This window comes from Bradyrhizobium sp. USDA 3240, from assembly GCF_054063295.1.
Map to the genome: position 1 here is coordinate 3,237,538 of NZ_JBSSGD010000002.1, position 17,951 is coordinate 3,255,488.

12 protein-coding genes and 1 tRNA gene are annotated in these 17,951 nt (G+C 62.5%); 8 read left to right on the plus strand and 5 right to left on the minus strand.

Annotation, left to right across the window (positions count from 1 at the left end; genetic code table 11):
- Window positions 1-309 precede the first annotated feature (309 nt).
- A complete protein-coding gene (locus tag ACVIGA_RS16075) occupies window positions 310-2,067 on the minus strand; it encodes a hypothetical protein (protein WP_456667120.1) in 1,758 nt (585 codons plus the stop codon).
- 184 nt (window positions 2,068-2,251) lie between these two features.
- Window positions 2,252-5,191, minus strand: coding sequence for an Ig-like domain-containing protein (locus ACVIGA_RS16080; protein WP_456667121.1), 2,940 nt, complete (start codon window positions 5,189-5,191; stop codon window positions 2,252-2,254).
- 981 nt (window positions 5,192-6,172) lie between these two features.
- Here ACVIGA_RS16080 and ACVIGA_RS16085 point away from each other — a divergent pair.
- Entirely contained in the window at window positions 6,173-7,147 is a 975-nt protein-coding gene (locus ACVIGA_RS16085) for a GDP-L-fucose synthase family protein (protein ID WP_456667122.1), read from the plus strand.
- Window positions 7,148-7,213: 66 nt separating this feature from the next.
- Entirely contained in the window at window positions 7,214-8,524 is a 1,311-nt protein-coding gene (locus ACVIGA_RS16090) for a WcaI family glycosyltransferase (protein ID WP_456667123.1), read from the plus strand.
- Window positions 8,525-8,613: 89 nt separating this feature from the next.
- Here the strand turns inward: ACVIGA_RS16090 and gmd are convergent, their stop codons facing one another.
- Window positions 8,614-9,702 (minus strand): GDP-mannose 4,6-dehydratase, encoded by a 1,089-nt coding sequence (gene gmd / locus ACVIGA_RS16095; RefSeq protein WP_456667124.1) that lies wholly within the window; start codon window positions 9,700-9,702, stop codon window positions 8,614-8,616.
- 293 nt (window positions 9,703-9,995) lie between these two features.
- Between gmd and ACVIGA_RS16100 the strand changes: the two genes are divergently transcribed.
- Window positions 9,996-10,262, plus strand: a complete 267-nt coding sequence (locus ACVIGA_RS16100; protein ID WP_456667125.1) for a hypothetical protein — start codon at window positions 9,996-9,998, stop codon at window positions 10,260-10,262.
- Window positions 10,263-10,642: 380 nt separating this feature from the next.
- Here the strand turns inward: ACVIGA_RS16100 and ACVIGA_RS16105 are convergent.
- Window positions 10,643-10,719, minus strand: a tRNA-Met gene (locus tag ACVIGA_RS16105).
- A 317-nt stretch (window positions 10,720-11,036) separates the two neighbouring features.
- Here ACVIGA_RS16105 and ACVIGA_RS16110 point away from each other — a divergent pair.
- A complete protein-coding gene (locus ACVIGA_RS16110) occupies window positions 11,037-12,470 on the plus strand; it encodes a coniferyl aldehyde dehydrogenase (protein ID WP_456667126.1) in 1,434 nt (477 codons plus the stop codon).
- Between the two features lie 113 nt (window positions 12,471-12,583).
- Window positions 12,584-14,191, plus strand: coding sequence for a GMC family oxidoreductase (locus ACVIGA_RS16115; RefSeq protein WP_456667127.1), 1,608 nt, complete (start codon window positions 12,584-12,586; stop codon window positions 14,189-14,191).
- A gap of 353 nt (window positions 14,192-14,544) precedes the next feature.
- On the opposite strand, the gene ACVIGA_RS16120 is transcribed toward ACVIGA_RS16115, so the two are convergent.
- A complete protein-coding gene (locus ACVIGA_RS16120) occupies window positions 14,545-15,306 on the minus strand; it encodes an SDR family NAD(P)-dependent oxidoreductase (RefSeq protein WP_223974098.1) in 762 nt (253 codons plus the stop codon).
- A gap of 109 nt (window positions 15,307-15,415) precedes the next feature.
- On the opposite strand from ACVIGA_RS16120, the gene ACVIGA_RS16125 reads away from it, so the two are divergent.
- The 3 genes from ACVIGA_RS16125 to ACVIGA_RS16135 all read left to right on the plus strand — a co-directional run bounded on the left by ACVIGA_RS16125 (window position 15,416) and on the right by ACVIGA_RS16135 (window position 17,836).
- The gene (locus ACVIGA_RS16125; RefSeq protein ID WP_456667128.1) at window positions 15,416-15,931 is read left to right on the plus strand and encodes a CvpA family protein; all 516 of its coding nucleotides are present in this window, start codon (window positions 15,416-15,418) and stop codon (window positions 15,929-15,931) included.
- A gap of 136 nt (window positions 15,932-16,067) precedes the next feature.
- Complete coding sequence (locus ACVIGA_RS16130) at window positions 16,068-16,850, plus strand: SDR family oxidoreductase (protein WP_223974102.1); 783 nt, start codon at window positions 16,068-16,070, stop codon at window positions 16,848-16,850.
- Window positions 16,847-17,836, plus strand: coding sequence for an NADPH:quinone reductase (locus tag ACVIGA_RS16135; RefSeq protein WP_456667129.1), 990 nt, complete (start codon window positions 16,847-16,849; stop codon window positions 17,834-17,836). Before ACVIGA_RS16130 ends, ACVIGA_RS16135 begins: the two co-directional genes overlap by 4 nt.
- The last annotated feature ends 115 nt before the right edge of the window (window positions 17,837-17,951 follow it).

A 17,951-nucleotide genomic window follows, 5' to 3' on the forward strand; every position in this document is an offset into this window, starting at 1 on the left:
CACCGGCTCGAGCCGGTACCGGCGTAGCCGCCCTTCGATTGGGTGCTATTGGAATTCCCGAACGGGCTTGTGAACGGGCTGCTAAATCCGGTGCTGACGCCCTGGTTGGTTCTCACCGCCGAATTCGGCCCACCCGAGACCGCCGATCCGCTCTGGCGTTGCTGCGTCACGGTCTGAGTCGGGCTTTGCGCTACGCCCTGTGCCATTGCTCCCTCTCCGGATAGCAACAACAGGGTCAGCACGGCTGTTCCGTATCTCATGAGACGCTCCTTCTAATTTTCCGGATCATCGCAATGACCGGCAACTGTCTCACGCCGCCGCGACGGCGAGAAATTCCGGGCGGCATTGCGTGAGCTGCCAAAAGTGCTCGAAAATCGCAAACGGACCGGCTCTTTCAGTATAGGTGTGATGGACGTGACGCGCCAGATCCCCCTGGGGACCGACGTAGACAACCGCCTTTTCCGTGAAATTGGTCAGGCAGGCGACTCCGTATGGCGTTCTTCCGTCGCGCTCCATCGGAACTGGATAAACGAACTCGGCCAGAGCCGTCTCGACCTTCGTCGCGATCATGGTCTGGAAGATTTCCTTTTGATCCGTGACGACGGCATGGAGCGCATCGATGGATCTCCCGGGATCGTCGTCGGTCGCGGCGAGCATCGCTGCTGCTCCACCCGATGATCCCGTCGTCCAATCGAGAACCGCCCCAAGATACCGTGGCGGACGGTCCAACCGAACGATCCCATACGCGGCGTGCGCCAGTCCCACTCCCCCGCCCGTCACAACCCATTTCCCATTCGATATCATACTGCCGACCGTGCCGATCCTGCGCATGACCTGTCCTGTCGGCGAGGCACCGAGATTCTGGGAGTCCGGACGGTCGAAGTCGTCGAAGAAGGCTTTGGGCGGGCGGCTCAACGAGGCACCGTTTGAAACCTTCGCAGCAAATAAAGTCAGTCTCGCGATTGTCGAATTCCAGCTGCCGCTCAAGCCGTTGCCCAGTCGGGCAAGCTTCAATCTCGTGGGCATTTCGCAATCGATCGTCTTGAGAGACTTTCCATTGAGCGACGCAGCGAGTCCGCCGGCGCCCTGAACCAAACAAACGGTAAACCGCATCAACGGCGGTACGACACCGAGCCGAACCTCGCTCGAGGTACCTTTGCTCACGACAGTCACATAGAGAACCCTGTCGCGCTGCCTGATCTCGACATAGTTGTCGGGATCGGCGTATTCGCACCATAGCGAGCCCGACGCCACAAATCTCGGCGCATCGGCCGTGATGAGGACCGAACGCTCGACGTGCGAGAGATAGCCCTCAGCGTCGGTCAGCACGACGTCGTCGGCCTTGCGCGATGTGGCGCAAAACGTCGACCGCCAGGCACGCTGCTCCAGCTGAGGCGAATGGAGCTCGAATGTGGCGTCGAACCGCGCTTGCGTCGTCACTCTCAGGGCAAGGCTCGCAAACCCATCCTCCGCGGCCACCGACCGAACTTGCTCCCACCACGGCTTGTCGGTCTGCATCAGTTGAATGGGGACGGCGACCGGAAGGATGGCCGATCCGTCCGACTTCATCTGCAGGATGCAGAGCTCTACCTTGGTCAGCCCGCCCGCGTCGCGATTTGCCAGCCGCAAAGCCAGCGATCCCGTCAGCAGCTCGCCGCGCTTGACCGCGAAGTGCCGGTTGGTAGCCATGACAACGTAGAACTGGCCCGCGGCGTCTCCGCGCAGTTGCAGGCGACCGGACTTCGCGTTGACCTTGGTGAAGGTGACGACCTCGCCGGCCATCGGCGTAACCTGCCATCCCGACGGAAGCGCGGCTTCTGCCGAAAAGCCGGCATCCTCAACGCCGTTCAAAGCTGCTTCCTCGATCATGACGCCGGCTGGATCGCCGAACACCTCGTGGTCCACGTAGCGCAGATTGCCGCGAAGGACGCGCGCGTGCTGGTCCGATGCCGTTCGATCGAGAAAGTTGAGATCTGCAAGCGGCGCCGGGGTCTGCTCGGCGGCGCGGGCCTGGCTGTGAAGCAGCGCAAATAAAGCAGAGCCTAAAATCTCCCTGCGTGTCGGCATCTCTCAGGCTCCAGGTGATCGCACGCGATACTGGCAGACCCGTTACCTCTCGGCAAGATTTGCGCGGCACAGCGCGGTCGGAGCGCTCGCGCTTTCCAGATCGGTTGCAATTCCGTCACGGCGGGGCCGGCAGGCTTCACTGTCTCCGCCCCCTCCCCCTCAGGAAGACGCGCGTCTGCTCCCTCTACACATGCAACATGAAGCTGTCGTGGGTGTGGGTGTAGCCCATAGCATCCGCGAGGGCGTGAATGTCGAGATGCACATCCTGCGCAATCGCATTCGTGTACCAATCAAGCTGCGCCTCGTTGAACGGCAGCGGGGCGTGGCCATCATACGTGCTTGCGCTGGCGGCGGCAGCGGACGGATGAAAAACAAATCCATCGCCGACCTGGCTCACTGTGGCGGCTTGATTCGGCATCGACAGCGTCAGCGGAGCAACGTTCGTCGCGGGAGGGTCGATGACGAATGTGCCGCCGTGTCCATCACTGGACAGGGCAAATGTCATTCGCGTGTAATCGCCCGTCAGATTCAGATGCGCAGCATGGTTTTGCGCGTCAGTGACCGTCAGCACGCCGCCCGAGGTATTTCCGATGTACGAAACCCGGGTGCCGGCCCCGTACGCGATATCCCTCAGGTCGAGGATATCCGAGGCGGTCGGATTGCCATTGCCCGAAAGACCCACGATATTGCCGGTGAACTTGCTGGACTGATCCAGGATCAGCATGCCCGTGTTTTTGCCGAATGTGATCGCGCCCGACGCAGCGCCGGCGAGCTCGAGGCTGCCTCCAGCATCGATCGTAAGCTGCAGGCTAACGCTGGTCGCGACGGTGCCGGCCTTCGTGCCGATCGTACCGTCGCCGTTCAGATCCTGATGCATCGTCGTCTCCAGCGAGAGCAGCGACGCGTTCGAGCCGGAGACCGAGCCGACGATGGTCGACAGGAAGTTGCCGTTCGCATCGGTGGCCGCGACCGTATACAGGCCGGTGCCGGTATCCTTCCAGGCGACGTCGTAGCCGGTCGCCGTCCTCTCGGCACCGATGAAATTGGTGCTGGGGAATTGATCCGTGCCGACCGCGGCGCCCGCCAGTTTGAACACGACATCGGTGCTGCCTGTGACAAAGTGGAGGCTGTTTCCAACCTGCTCGAGGATCGTGCTGCCCGCCGTCTCGATGATCTTGAGGGGCAAGCCGATCGTGCCGTCGCCGTTCAGATCCTGATGCATCGTCGCCTCCAGCGATCGAAGCGCATCGCTTGTACCGGAGACCGAGCCGGCGATGGTCGACAGGAAGTTGCCGTTCGCATCGGTGGCCACGACCGAATAAAGGCCGGTGCCGGCATCCTTCCAGGCGACGTCGTAGCCGGTCGCGGTCTTCTCGGCGCCGATGAAATTGTAGCTGGGGAACTGATCCGTACTCAGTGCGGCACCCGCCAGTTTGAATACGACGTCGGTGCTGCCTGTGACAAAGTGGAGGCTGGTTCCGACCTGCTCCAGGGTCGTGCTTCCCGCGCTTTCAATGACCTTGGTCTGGAGAACATTGGATTGCACACTCGTATTCCCGGCTGCGTCGGTCGCAGTCACCGAGAACGAGTGGGAGCCCGAGGAAAGCGATCCGACGTTGATACTCCAGGTGCCGTCACCCTTGACCTTTCCGGAGCCGATCAGGGTGGTGCCGTCATAGAGTGCGATGGTTGCGCCGGCTTCGGCAGTACCGGCAATGGCGGATTGAGCCAGCGTAAACGACGCAACGACAGGCTGGGCGGGAGCCGTCGTGTCGATCGTCACGGTAAGCGACGTTGAGGCAGAGCTGACGTTTCCGGCAACGTCCATCGCCTTGGCTGTGAACGCGTGGTTGCCGTCGCTCAAGGTTACCGTCGCGAAAGACCAGCTGCCGGTCTTGTCGGCAACCACCGTGCTGATCTGCGTCGTTCCGTCGAAGATCTGGACCGTGCTGCCGGCCTCTGCGGTGCCGTTCAGCGTGACGTGGTTCTGATTGGTGATGCCGTCGCCGATCGTTCCGCTGTCCGGCGTGAATGAAGCAATGCTCGGGGTGGCGGGCGCGGTCGTGTCGACCGTCACCGTGAGTGCGGTCGACGACGTGACGTTGCCGCTCTGATCCGCCGTCTTCGCTGTGAAAGGATGAACCCCGTCGGTCAGATTTGCCGTGACGAAGGACCATTTTCCGGTGCTGTCTGTCACCGCCGTGCCAAGCTTGGTCGAGCCGTCGAATATCTGGACTGTCGTGCCGACGGCGGCCGAGCCGGTCAGCGTAATCTGCTTCGCGTTGGTGATGCCGTCGCCGGTGACGTTGCTATCGGGCGAGAACGAGTTGATTTGAACGACGGGCGGCTTGGCGGAGTAGGCGCGGATGTAGTCGATCAGCATGTCGCCGCCCACCGGGGAACTGGGGTCGGTGATGGCCGGCCCGTACAGCGCCAGGTCGGCGATCATATACATCGGCGTGTGCATGTCGGATGGAGTGGCAATCTGGAAGGTCTTCACTCCGTCGACGTACCAGGTAATCGTATCGGCCTCCCAATCCATGCCGTAGGTATGGAATCCGGACGTCATCGTCGGGATGGAGACTCCATCCTGCTGGAGCTGCATGCTGCCCGTCGCAGAACTGTGCGATGTCATGTAGTCGATCGTCGGGTTGTTGCCGAGCGACTCCATGATGTCCAGCTCTTGAGCGGGCACGGTCCCGAATAGCGCGTTATTCGTGGGCAGCAGCCAGAATGCGGGCCAGAGCCCCTGGCCGGCAGGCAGCTCGGCCCTCATCTCGAAGTAGCCGTAGAGCTGCGAGAAGGAGTGATAGGTCGTGATCATGCCCGACGTGTACTGGGCATTGTTGATGTAGGGCTGGATCGCGGCAGCTGCGGGGCCCGCATGAAGATCGAGGATGCCGTTGTTCACGGTCCATGGCGTCACCGAACTCGTGGGCGCATAATTGCTGTTGATGTACCAGTTGACCTCCTGGTTGCCACTAATGTTGATGCCGTTCGCAGCCGCCCACCAATAGGTCGAATCCCAGGTGCCGCTCGTGCCGTTCCACAGGCTGAGCGAGTTGAAATCGTCCGAAAACGTGAGTGTGGCCGTTCCAGCAAGATTTTTCGGATCGATCGACATAGCGCCCTCCTCAGCTGGGAAATTGCTATGGCATCGCCGGTTCTCCTGACTTTAATGGCCGGATACGAGTTGTTTTGGTAATTAAGCTGCGCCTGCGCGTACTGCTAAAATTATACGGATTGGCAGCAATGGTTCTTGACCGACGCTGGCGGGTGCAATTCAGCAAGGTTAATTCGACGCGAACATCACGCGCACGACAGTTTCCTCTCCACATTCGACAGCGGCATTCGGGTCCGCAGTTGCGGACATCTCAATCGCAGATGAAGCTGCTTATCGATGAGATCGACGCGAACGTTGGATGTCGGACGGGTTCTCCGTCTCGCGGGCTGAGATGATCCAGTGGTGACGCACGCCCCGTCCGAACCTGTCGTGACTTACTCTCTCGCCGCATGCGTGTCGTACCAGCCCGACGTGGGAAACTCAGGAATGCGATAGTCGGTGCGCCCCGTGGCCCGAACGAGAATTTCCTGCACTTTGCCGAGCCATGCTGAGGAGACTTTTCCGACCCCGTAAGATTCCGTGGTCGCCCGACAGCGCATAGCCTCGTTGCTTTGCCCGTAAATTTTCGGGTGCTCGAACAGCACTTCCCTGAAGGGGACGACGTAATGGACCTTAACTTGGGCAGAGAATTACTGCATATTTGGTCGGACCGGCATCCGAGGCATTACGGTCTTTGGCCGGTTGAATTTGAGCTGTTAGTACTTTCGAACGTTCATTCACCATCTTTGAGATGGGCCGCGCTGCGTCTTACTGTCGCGTACCTGGCCGCATTTGGGAGAATAGGCCGTCATTGTGTTGTCCCGCCTGAGTATCCCTTCGCATCTTCATCATTAATCTAGTCGTTCGGTTACAATCGGCCGTTGTATTGGTAGGGATTATTGCAACGGCGTCCGGCTCGGATTCGAACGCCGGAGACCACAACATTCAAAAGCCCCGGCGGTAGGCGTGAAGCATTCGGATTTCAGTAGGCAAGGTTAATTTATGTCAGGGGGGTTCTCCTACGATCTGACTGGAAGGCGGATCTTCGTGGCCGGCCATCGCGGAATGGTGGGTTCGGCCATCATGCGCCGCCTCGCTTCGGAGAGCTGCACCCTCCTCTATGCCGATCGCGGAGAGCTCGACCTCGCGAAGGAGCAGCCGACATTGCGGTGGCTCGAGGCAAACCGTCCGGACGTCGTGATCCATGCCGCCGCCAAAGTCGGCGGCATTGCCGCCAACAGTAATTTCCCCGTCGATTTTCTCTGCGACAATCTCGCAGTCGAGCTCAACGTGATCCGCGCAAGTCATGCAACCGGCGTTAGCCGCCTGCTGTTTCTCGGCTCGTCCTGCATATACCCCAAGCACGCCAGGCAGCCGATCGCCGAAAGCGAATTGCTGACGGGGCCGCTCGAGCCGACCAACGAATGGTACGCAATCGCCAAGATTGCCGGCCTCAAGATCTGTCAGGCACACCGGCGGCAACATGGTGACGATTTCATATCGGTGATGCCGACCAACCTCTATGGCCGCGGTGACAACTATCATCCAGCGCACAGTCACGCGCCGGCGGCGCTGATCCGACGCTTCCACGAGGCCAAGCTGGCTGGAACCCCGACGGTATCCGTCTGGGGCACGGGCAATCCGCTTCGTGAGTTTCTCAACGTCGACGACTTCGCCGATGCGTGCGTCTTCCTCTTGAAGAACTACTCGAACGATCTGCCCATCAATGTCGGCAGTGGCGACGAAGTCACTATCGCCGATTTTGCCGCCATGGTAGCGGAGGTCGTGGGCTATGCGGGCAAGTTGGTTTTTGATACGTCCAAGCCGGACGGCACGCCCCGCAAGCTCCTCGACAGTTCGCGGATTCGCCAACTGGGCTGGCGTTCTACTACCCCGCTACCGACCGGGCTGGCGGGGGCATATGAGGATTTTCTGAAGGGCTACGGTCGTCATTTGGAACGCAATTCCGGCGACTGACGAGATCGACGCCTTTTTTCGAGACGTGAATTTTCGATTCCAGTTTTGCAAGTTGGATTGTACTTGATGCGTATTCTGTTGGTCGGAATCAACTATGCGCCCGATTTGATCGGCGTCGCGAAATACAACACGGAGCTCTGTGAGAGCCTTGTGGCCGAGGGGCACGAGGTCAGAGTGATCACTGCGCCGCCCTATTATCCCGCCTGGCGAATCCCGGCCGACTTCGATAGCCACTATTTCAGGACTCGGAACGCCAATGGTGTCGAGATCACGCGCACCCCGATATACGTGCCGCGGAAGCCGACGGGTGCGAAGCGGCTGCTGCACCATGCCTCGTTTGCGTTGACGAGCGCGCTGCCGATGCTGACGAAGGCGCTCGAATGGCGGCCCGACGTCATGCTGTCCACCGCTCCCTCCTTGATGTCGTCCGCGCTCGTTTCGTTCGTCGCGCGGCGGATCGGTGTGAAGTCCTGGCTCCATGTGCAGGATTTCGAGGTTGATGCCGCCTTTGATCTCGGATTTCTCCGAAACGGCGCGCTTCGCAGGCTGATGCTGGGGGCCGAATCTCGCATCCTTCGGTCGTTCGACCGGGTATCGTCGATTTCACCGCAGATGGTCGACCGGCTGCTGGCCAAGGGCGTTCCTGCGGAGCGGACCGTCGAGATCAGAAACTGGATCGACACAAGCGCCATCTTTCCCCGGTCGCGGCAGACCAGGTATCGGCATGAACTCGGCATTGGCGAAAGCGACGTCGTCGGACTCTATTCGGGCACGATGTCGACCAAGCAGGGGCTCGATCTCGTGATCGACGCCGCCGCCGTCCTGCAAGACAGCCATCCCGACATTCATTTCATCCTCGCCGGCGAGGGGCCTGACAAGGCGAGGTTGATCAAAATAGCGGCCGGCCGCTCCAATGTTCATTTTCTCGGACTGCAACCCAACGAGAGCTTCAACGAGTTGATGGCGACGGCGGACGTGCATCTCATTCCGCAGAAGGCGGAGGCCGCTGATCTGGTCCTGCCATCCAAGCTCGGGGCCGTGTTTGGCTCCGCTCGTCCGGTGATCGCGATGGCGACCGAAGGAACGGGGCTGGCCGAGGAGGTCAAGGGTGCCGGGATGGTCGTTTCCCCCGGCGACACGCGTGCTCTCGCCGATGCGGTCTGCACGCTTGCCCAGAATCAGGCGCTCTGCGCGGCGTTCGGCGCCGAAGGACGGAAGCGCTCACTCGAGCGTTGGGATCGTCGGGCCATCGTCGGTCGCTGGGCGCTCGAGATGAGCGCGATACGAAACGCACCGTCCGCGTCCGAAACGAAGGCGGCGATGACCGCTCGCCCGCCCGACGCTATCTCGGTCAAGGACGCCATCCGCATGCCTTGACGGCATTGGGACGGCCCACTGCGTACGGTGGACGGAAAGCGTTCGAGGCCCCCGCTTCAGCAAGCGCCCGACGGCGTTGTGGGCAGCGGTCACTCGTGACGCGGATAATATCTGAAGCCATGCTGCCTGATCAGTTCATCTCGCTTCGCTGAGGCGAGATCTTCCTGCACCATCTCACGCACCAGGCTTTCGAACGAGGTCTTGGGCCACCAGCCAAGCTTCTGCTTCGCCTTGGAGGGATCGCCCAGGAGGGTCGCGACCTCCGACGGACGGAAATAGCGCGGGTCGACGGACACGATGCACTTGCCCGTGGCGGCATCATAGCCCTTTTCGTCGACGCCCGTTCCTTCCCAGCGGATCTGCATCCCCACTTCGCCGGCGGCAACCTCGACGAAGTGGCGAACCGAGTGCTGCACACCGGTCGCGATGACGAAGTCCTCCGGCGTATCCTGCTGCAGCATCAGCCATTGCATTTCGACGTAGTCACGCGCATGCCCCCAGTCGCGAAGCGCGTCAAGATTGCCCAGATAAAGACGTTCCTGAAGGCCGAGGCGGATGCGGGCCAACGCTCGCGTGATCTTTCGGATGACAAAGGTCTCGCCCCGCACGGGAGACTCATGATTGAACAGAATTCCGTTGCAGGCATACATTCCATACGCCTCACGATAGTTCACCGTGATCCAGTAGGCGTAAAGCTTCGCGACGGCGTAAGGCGACCGCGGATAGAACGGAGTGGTCTCCTTCTGCGGGACTTCCTGCACCAGGCCGTACAGTTCTGACGTCGAGGCCTGGTAGAATTTCGACTTCTTCCCGAGCCCCACGATTCGAATCGCCTCGAGGATTCGCAGCGTGCCGAGAGCGTCCGAATTCGCGGTATATTCCGGCTCCTCGAACGAAACCGCCACGTGACTTTGGGCGGCGAGATTGTAGATCTCGTCCGGCTGTACCTGGCCCACGATCCTGATCAGACTGGAGGAGTCAGTCAAATCACCATAGTGCAGCCGGAACGAAGGATCCGGCTCGTGCGGATCGAGGTAGAGATGATCAATGCGGTCTGTATTGAAGAGCGAGGTCCGTCGCTTGATGCCATGGACCTCATAGCCCTTCGCGAGCAGCAGTTCGGCTAGATACGCACCGTCTTGACCCGTTACGCCGGTTATTAATGCTATTTTCGTCATGTAACCTACTCAAAATATGATCCGCATATGTAGTCAAAATCACCTTGCAGGCGCAGTGCGAAGCTCGATCACGACGGCAATTATTGCAGCGTAAGATTAATCCTGCGGCGGAGGATCGTGCGTGCCGCATCAGAGGATGCCCCTGACCCGCTCAGGCCTTATTCAAGGCTCGCAAAGCGCTGGTCTGCGGGCCCGACGTGAACGGGTTGCGCGATCGACCATTGCCTGATTTGCACCCCGCGATAGGATCACGCCGCGTCGACGATGACGGCAGCACACAAGGAAGGTGAGCCATGCGCGCCGAACAGGAACTCAAGCGAGCCGCTCTTGCATTCTCGCTGGTGGCTCCCCTGCTTTTGCCGACCGAGACATCAGCCGTCACCGTTGAGGTCGCGAGGAAATGCAATGCGCTCGTTGCGAAGAACTTTCCGCCACGTCAGCCCGGCAATCCGGCGGCGGGCAGCGCCAAAGGCAACGGACAGGCCGAGCGCGACTATTTCAAGAAATGCGTCGACAATGGAGGCAACGTGGACGACACCGCCGACAAGGACAAAAAATGATCGGGTGTGCGTCGTCAGCGCATCGCGGCAAGCGCGGTTGAAATCCGGACGCGCATCGCCTGCACGCTTGGTGGTTCACCGCAGCCGCGGCAACCTCCCCTGGTTCGGCTCACAAAGGCGCTCGCTGTAACGGACACGCCGCTGATACCCGGCCCGGCATGATGGATCCGATCGCCAGGCATAGGCCGCATCGGGCAAAGCCGCTCATTGTCGCGGTACACAGCGATATCAGGACCATGACATCATGCCGACCGTAGCAGGTTGCGGGTGTTTCGAACCCACAAAACCAAGTCGTTGATTGCGTCGTTGCGGCGCGACATTCGCCCCCAAAAACAAAAACCCAGCAATCCATTCAGATTGCTGGGTTTCCGTATCGAACTTGGTTGCGGGGATAGGATTTGAACCTATGACCTTCAGGTTATGAGCCTGACGAGCTACCGGGCTGCTCCACCCCGCGTTAAACCGTTGCGTGCCTTGCAGAAAGAGTGCCCGAGCCGGTCGGCCAACGCATCAGATGGCGCCGATCGATCCGTCCAGAGGGCTTCCTGAGAAGGCGACCCGGGCCGAAGCCGTTCGGGTGCGAGGGGTATGTATCAACGTGAGTACGGTTTGGAAAGCCCCGGATGTGGGTTTTTGAGGATTTTGTGACGCCGAATTCGGTGGTTTTCCTGGCAAATCTACCGCCGGGAACCGGCTCTTGCCAGATCGCGCGCAAAAGCGGAGCTTGGCGCCCAACAAAATCCGTCAAGGACACGTCATTCGAGGGGAAACGCCATGGACCGGCCATTGAAGAGCCCGGGGCTGCATGCGCTTGAGGACACCTTTCACCGCCAGTTCGAGCTGTCGCGCAGCGAGCCAGCGCCGACATTGCAGGCGCGGCTCGACCGGTTGCGCCGCCTGCGCGCCGCGCTGACCGAGAACGAGGCGCGATTCGAGGCGGCGATCTCGGCCGATTTCGGCCACCGCTCCACCGTCGAGACCGCGATCGCCGAGACCATGCTGGTGCTCGGCGAGATCAAGCATGCGGCCAAACACCTCAAGGGCTGGATGGCGCCCGAGCGGATTCCGACCACGGTGCAGTTCGCGCCGGCCAGGAACCGGCTGATCCCGCAGCCGCTCGGCGTGGTCGGGATCATCGCGCCCTGGAATTATCCGCTGCAGCTAACCTTGGCGCCCGCCGTCGCCGCGATCGCGGCCGGCAACCGCGCCATCATCAAGCCGAGCGAGCTGGTGCCGCGCTTCGCCGAGCTGCTGGCCGAGGTGATCGAGAAGAAATTCGACACCACCGAGCTCGCGGTCACCGATATCGACGACGACATCGCAACGGCCTTTGCCGCGCTGCCGTTCGATCATCTGATCTTTACCGGCTCGACCCGCGTTGGCCGGCTGGTCGCGGAGGCGGCCGGCCGCAACCTGACGCCGGTGACGCTCGAGCTCGGCGGCAAATCGCCCGCGATCGTCGACGGCTCCGCCGACCTCGACGAGGCCGCGCAGCGCATCGCCTATGGCAAGCTGCTAAATGCCGGCCAGACCTGCATCGCGCCCGATTACGTGCTGGTGCCGCAAGCCTCGGTGCAGCCGTTCGCGATGCGGCTGCAGGGCCACATGCAGCACATGTTCGGCACCGATCCGAAAAATCCCGACTACACCTCGATCGTCTCGGACCGGCACTACGCCCGGCTCGAGAGCCTCGTCGCCGACGCCGCCGCGAAGGGCGCGACCATCATGCAGCCGGCCGCGCCGAACGATCCCGAGTGGAAGGCGAGGCGCAAATTCCCGCCGACCGTCATCGTAGATGCGACACCCGAGATGACCGTGATGCAGGAGGAGATCTTCGGACCGCTGCTGCCGGTCATGGGCACCCGCGACGCAACCGAGGCGATCGGCTTCATCAACCGGCGCGACCGCCCGCTGGCGCTGTACTGGTTCGGCACCGACAACGCCGCGCGCGACGCAGTGCTGGCGCGCACGGTGTCAGGCGGCGTCACAATCAATGACTGCCTGTTCCATTTCGCGCAGGCCTACCAGCCGATGGGCGGCGTCGGCGCGTCCGGCACCGGCGCCTATCACGGCGAATGGGGATTCAAGACGCTGACCAAGCTGAAGCCGGTGTTCTACCGCTCGCGCTTCAACCGGCTCGCCGATCTCTATCCGCCCTATGGCGCGAAGATCGCGCGGCTGGAGAAGCTGATGCGGCTGTTGTCGTAAAACTTAGAACGTCATTCCGGGGCGATGCGTCAGCATCGAACCCGGAATCTCGAGATTCCGGGTCTGGTCCTTCGGACCATCCCGGAATGACGAAGAGACAGGGGGAAACATACGTGACTGACACATTCGATTTCGTCGTGGTGGGCGCCGGCTCCGGCGGCTGCGCGGTGGCGGGGCGGTTGTCGGAGGATCCGGCGACGTCGGTCGCGGTGCTCGATGCCGGCGGCAAGAACGACAATTGGGTGGTGACCACGCCCGGCGCCATCATTCTCATGCTCTCGAGCAAGCTCAACAACTGGGCGTTCGACACGGTGCCGCAGAAGGGCCTGAACGGCCGCATCGGCTACCAGCCGCGCGGCAAGGGGCTCGGCGGCTCGAGCGCCATCAATGCCATGGTCTATATCCGCGGCCATCGCGCCGACTACGATCACTGGGCTTCGCTCGGCAATACCGGCTGGGGCTATGCCGACGTGCTGCCCTACTTCAAGCGTTCGGAGAACAACACCGAGCTCGACGGCGAATATCACGGCAAGGGCGGGCCGCTCAACGTCACGGGCCTGCAGTCCGACAATCCGGTCAAGGAGACGTTCCTGCAGGGCGCGCGCGAGGCCCAGTTCCGGATTCGCGACGATTTCAACGGCGCCGAACAGGAAGGCCTCGGCATCTACCAGGTGACTCAGAAGAATGGGGAACGCTGGAGCGCGGCGCGCGGCTACATCCATCCTCACATGGGCGGCCGGCCCAATTTGCGGATCGAGACGCAGGCGCAGGCCACCCGCATCATATTCGAGGGCAAGCGTGCCGTCGGCGTCGAATACATGCAGGGCAAGGAAAAGAAGGTGCTGCGCGCGCGGCGCGAAGTGATCCTTTCCGCCGGCGCGTTCCAGTCGCCGCAATTGATGATGCTGTCGGGCGTCGGCGACGCCGCCGCACTCGGCAAGCACGGTATCGCCAGCGTGCATGATCTGCCGGGTGTCGGACAGAACCTGCAGGATCATCCCGATTTCGTGTTCGGCTTCGCCTCCGACGCACCTTATTTCTCGGGGCTGTCGTGGAGCGGCATCGGGCGGATCCTCAAGGGCATCGGGCAATACCGGCGCGAGCGGCGCGGCCCGATGACCTCGAACGTCGCCGAATGCGGCGGCTTCCTGAAGACGCGACCTGACCTCGATGTCCCCGACATCCAGCTGCATTTCTGCATGGCCATGGTGGAAGACCACGGCCGCAAGCCGCGCTGGGGCACCGGCTTCTCCTGCCATGTCTGCCTGCTGCGCCCGGCCAGCCGTGGCAGCGTGTGGCTGAACAGCGCCGACCCGCTCGCTGCCCCCGCGATCGATCCGAATTTCTTCGGCGAGGACAGCGACGTCGAGACCATGGTCGCGGGCTTCAAGATGACGAAGCGACTGCTCGACACGCCGGCGCTGCGCGCGCTGCAGCAGAAGGACATGTTCACAGCGGATGTCCGCACCGACGACGACATCCGCAGCATCCTGCGGGCGCGCTCCGACACCGTCTATCATCCGGTCGGCACCTGCAGGATGGGCACCGGCGATCCGCTCGCGGTGGTCGATCCGAAGCTGCGCGTGTACGGGCTCGACGGCTTGCGCGTGGTCGACGCCTCGATCATGCCGACATTGATCGGCGGCAACACCAATGCGCCGACCATCATGATCGGCGAGAAGGCCGCCGACATGATCAAGGCGGAGATGCGCGCGGGGTAACCGAATGCGCAGGGTGGGCACGGCGCGAGAACGCCCTTGCCCACCCTGTGAGACTGCCGTCGCGGGGCTGCACTGCCAAAATATCGAAAACAACCCCATGCAAAGTAGCCGGCGACTGCCGGCGGACACGGCAACTTGACTCGTCGGCCAACTCAGCGGTACTGTTCTATTATTCGGAAATCTTGCAGACGGCCTCAGCTTACGCAGTGTCATCACCCGCGCAGGCGGATGATCCAGTATTCCAGAGACGGCCGTGCTTGAGCCGAAAGGCCGCGGCGTACTGGATCGCCCGGTCCATGTGCGCAATTGCGCACAGGCCGGGCGATGACTGCGGCTTCATCCGGGCTGCGAAGTCAGTTCAACAAGAACCCGCCATCGACTGTCACCACCGTGCCGGTCATGTAGCGCGAGGCGTTGGAGGCGAGCAGCATGATCGCGCCGTCGAGATCGGTCTCGGCACCGACGCGGCGCTGCGGAATCCGTTTTGCCAGCCGCTCGCCTGACGGCGTCGACCAGAATTCATGGTTCATCTCGGTGTCGATGTAACCCGGCGCCAGCGCGTTGACGCGGATGTTGTTGCCGGCCAGCTCCAGCGCCATCGCCTTGGTGCCCTGGATCATGCCGGCCTTGGAGATCGCATAGGGCGAGACCGCCTTGAGCACGCCCTGCCCGAGCACGGACGCGACATTGATGATGTTGCCCGGCTGCTTGCGCAGGATCATGCGCCGCGAAAGCTCGGTCGCGAGGAAATAAGCGCCTTTCAGATTGGCGTTGATCACGGCGTCCCAATCGGCTTCGGTCTGCTCGGTCGAGAGCTTCTCGATCGCGATACCGGCATTGTTGATCAGCACCGAGACCGGACCGAGCGCGGATTCCGCCGTGTCGAGTGCTTTCGCAATCCCGGAAATATCCGCAACGTCCATCTGCACCGCGGCAGCGCGGCCACCTTTGGCCTTGATCTCCTCCGCGAGGCTTTTCAGCTTCGCGGTCTGGCGTGCCGCCAGCACCACCGCAGCGCCATGCGCTGCGAGCACGCGGGCGAACTGCCGCCCGAGCCCCTGCGAGGCGCCGGTGATGAGGATGATTTCTTTACTGACATCGAATAGGTCGGACATCGGCAGGTTCCCGGATTGAAGCGGACGAGTGATAGCGACAATTGTCCCTGATGTAAGCAGATTTGATCAACCAGGGGACCGTAGGAGATTGGGCAGGAATTCCTTATCCATGAACCTCTTCGACATCGTCGTGACGCTCGGTCTGTTGTTCGCGGTCGTCACCGGCTTCACGACCGGCCTGTTGCGGAGCGCGGTCACCATCCTGGCCTATCTCGTTGCCATGCCGCTTGCGGTCGCGCTGCTGGCGATGGTCGGGCCCCACATCGCAGCGCTGCCGTCGTCGCCGTTTCCGCCCAACGGCGTACTGCTGTTCGGTCTCTTCCTTCTGGTCGGCGTCATTCTCGGAAAGGTGGCGCGGACGATGCTCGACGACACCATGGGCTCGGAGATCGGGATCGGCGACCGTCTCGGCGGCGCGCTGCTCGGCGCAATCAGGGTTGGCCTCGTCGTGACCACGCTGGTGCTGGTGTTCGATCAGTTGGTGCCGCCGGCGAAGCAGCCGCAATTCCTCAACGGATCGCAGTTGCGGCCGTGGTTCTCCGCCGCCGGACAGGCCGGATTCCGGTCGCTACCGCCCGAAGCCACCATGGCGATCGAGCGGCTGCGGCGCGAGCAGCGCATCTAACCAACGGGCTCACCCGGGCTGCTCCTGCCCGGCATGCACTTATGCATTGCACCTCCCTTACCGGCGCCGCCGGGCTTGGCTAGACTGGCGCCAGCGAAACTCTACAAACCAATCCGACATCACAGGGAGTGAACTCGTGGATCTTGGAATCAAAGGCCGCCGCGCCATCGTCTGCGCATCGAGCAAGGGACTGGGCCGCGCCTGCGCGATTGCGCTCGCCGATGCGGGCGTGCACGTCACGCTGACGGCGCGCGGCGCCGAGGCGCTGAAGCAGACCGCCGACGATATCCGCAAGGCGCATCCCGGCATCACCGTCACCGAGATCGTCGGCGACATCACGACGCCGGCCGGACGCGAGGCCGTGCTCAAGGCCTGTCCCGAACCGGACATCCTGATCAACAATGCCGGCGGCCCGCCGCCCGGCGATTTCCGCAACTGGACCCGCGACGACTGGATCAAGGCGATCGACGCCAACATGCTGACGCCAATCGAGCTGATCAAGGCGACCGTCGACGGCATGATGGCGCGCAAGTTCGGCCGCATCGTCAACATCACCTCGGCGGCAGTGAAGGCGCCGATCGAAATCCTCGGCCTGTCCAACGGCGCCCGCGCCGGCCTCACCGGCTTCGTCGCCGGCCTGTCGCGCAAGACCGTGATCAACAACGTCACCATCAACGGCCTGCTGCCGGGCCCGTTCGAGACCGACCGTCTGCGCGGCACCGCAAAGCCCGAGGCCGAGAAGCGCGGCATCTCGGCCGAGCAGGTGCTGGCCGAGCGCGCCAAGCTGAACCCCGCCGGCCGCTTCGGCCATCCCGACGAATTCGGCTACGCCTGCGCCTTCCTGTGCGGCGCCAAGGCCGGCTTCATCACCGGGCAGAACCTGCTGCTCGATGGCGGCGCCTTCCCCGGCACGTTATGAGAGCCGTCTGGTACGAACGAACAGGCGCGGCGCCGACGGTACTCACCGTCGGCGAGATGCCGACGCCGGACGCGGGCCCGGGCGAAGTCCGGGTTCGCCTCGAGGCGTCGGGCGTCAATCCGGCCGATGTCGGTCGCCGCAGCGGCAACTATCGCGCGATGGAGTTTCCACGCGTGATCCCGAACAGCGACGGCGCCGGGATCATCGACCAGATCGGTGAAGGCGTCACGCGCTTTGCCGTCGGCGACCGCGTCTGGCTGTTCAACGGCCAGCGCAACGGCCGCGCCTTCGGCACTGCGGCCGAGCACATCACGCTCGCCGACTACCTGGTGACGCCGCTGCCGCAGGACGTGTCGTTCGCGGCCGGTGCTACGCTCGGCATCCCCTGCATGACCGCGTGGTGCGCGCTGTTTGCCGACGGTCCGATCGCGGGGCAAACGGTGCTGGTTACCGGTGGCGCCGGTGCCGTCGGCCACTATGCGGTGCAACTCGCCAAATGGGGCGGTGCACAGGTGATCGCGACGGTGAGCTCAGAGGTCAAGGACGTCGAGGCGCGGCTTGCCGGCGCCGACACGGTCGTCAACTACCGCACCGAGGACGTCGTCTCCAAGGTGATGGCCTTCACCGAGAAACGCGGCGTCGACCGCGTGATCGACGTCGATTTCGGCGGCAACCTCGCGACCACGCTGAAGATCATGGCGCTGAACTCGACGATCGCGGTCTACGCCACCAACGGCAACCGCACGCCCGTGTTGCCGGTGCGCGAATTGATGGAAAAGTGCATCACGGTGCGCTCGCTGGTGCTGTTCGCGCTGCCGCCGCCGCTGCTCGCGGCCGCGCAGGCCGACATCACCAAATGGCTGGCGTCGGGCCCCCGCGTGCACAACATTGCCGGACAATTCGCGCTTGCGGAGACCGCCGAGGCCCATCTCGCCGTCGAGAAGGGCGACAAGATCGGCACCGTGATCGTCGACTGCGCGCGGTGACAGGCACGCGCGCTCTTCTCCCTCACCCCGCAGGCGGGCTGAGGTGAAGGGCAGCGCGGCCTTGATCCATTGCACCAGCGCGCGGGAACCCGCATGGTCAGGTGATAGACCAATA

Bases quoted from the DNA above. Each gene is read 5' to 3' on its own strand.
- ACVIGA_RS16125 (WP_456667128.1), top strand. From the start codon at position 15,416: ATGAACCTCTTCGACATCGTCGTGACGCTCGGTCTGTTGTTCGCGGTC.
- ACVIGA_RS16120 (WP_223974098.1), bottom strand. From the start codon at position 15,306: ATGTCCGACCTATTCGATGTCAGTAAAGAAATCATCCTCATCACCGGC.
- ACVIGA_RS16100 (WP_456667125.1), top strand. From the start codon at position 9,996: ATGCGCGCCGAACAGGAACTCAAGCGAGCCGCTCTTGCATTCTCGCTG.
- ACVIGA_RS16080 (WP_456667121.1), bottom strand. From the start codon at position 5,191: ATGTCGATCGATCCGAAAAATCTTGCTGGAACGGCCACACTCACGTTT.
- ACVIGA_RS16090 (WP_456667123.1), top strand. From the start codon at position 7,214: ATGCGTATTCTGTTGGTCGGAATCAACTATGCGCCCGATTTGATCGGC.
- ACVIGA_RS16075 (WP_456667120.1), bottom strand. From the start codon at position 2,067: ATGCCGACACGCAGGGAGATTTTAGGCTCTGCTTTATTTGCGCTGCTT.
- ACVIGA_RS16085 (WP_456667122.1), top strand. From the start codon at position 6,173: ATGTCAGGGGGGTTCTCCTACGATCTGACTGGAAGGCGGATCTTCGTG.
- ACVIGA_RS16110 (WP_456667126.1), top strand. From the start codon at position 11,037: ATGGACCGGCCATTGAAGAGCCCGGGGCTGCATGCGCTTGAGGACACC.
- ACVIGA_RS16135 (WP_456667129.1), top strand. From the start codon at position 16,847: ATGAGAGCCGTCTGGTACGAACGAACAGGCGCGGCGCCGACGGTACTC.
- gmd (WP_456667124.1), bottom strand. From the start codon at position 9,702: ATGACGAAAATAGCATTAATAACCGGCGTAACGGGTCAAGACGGTGCG.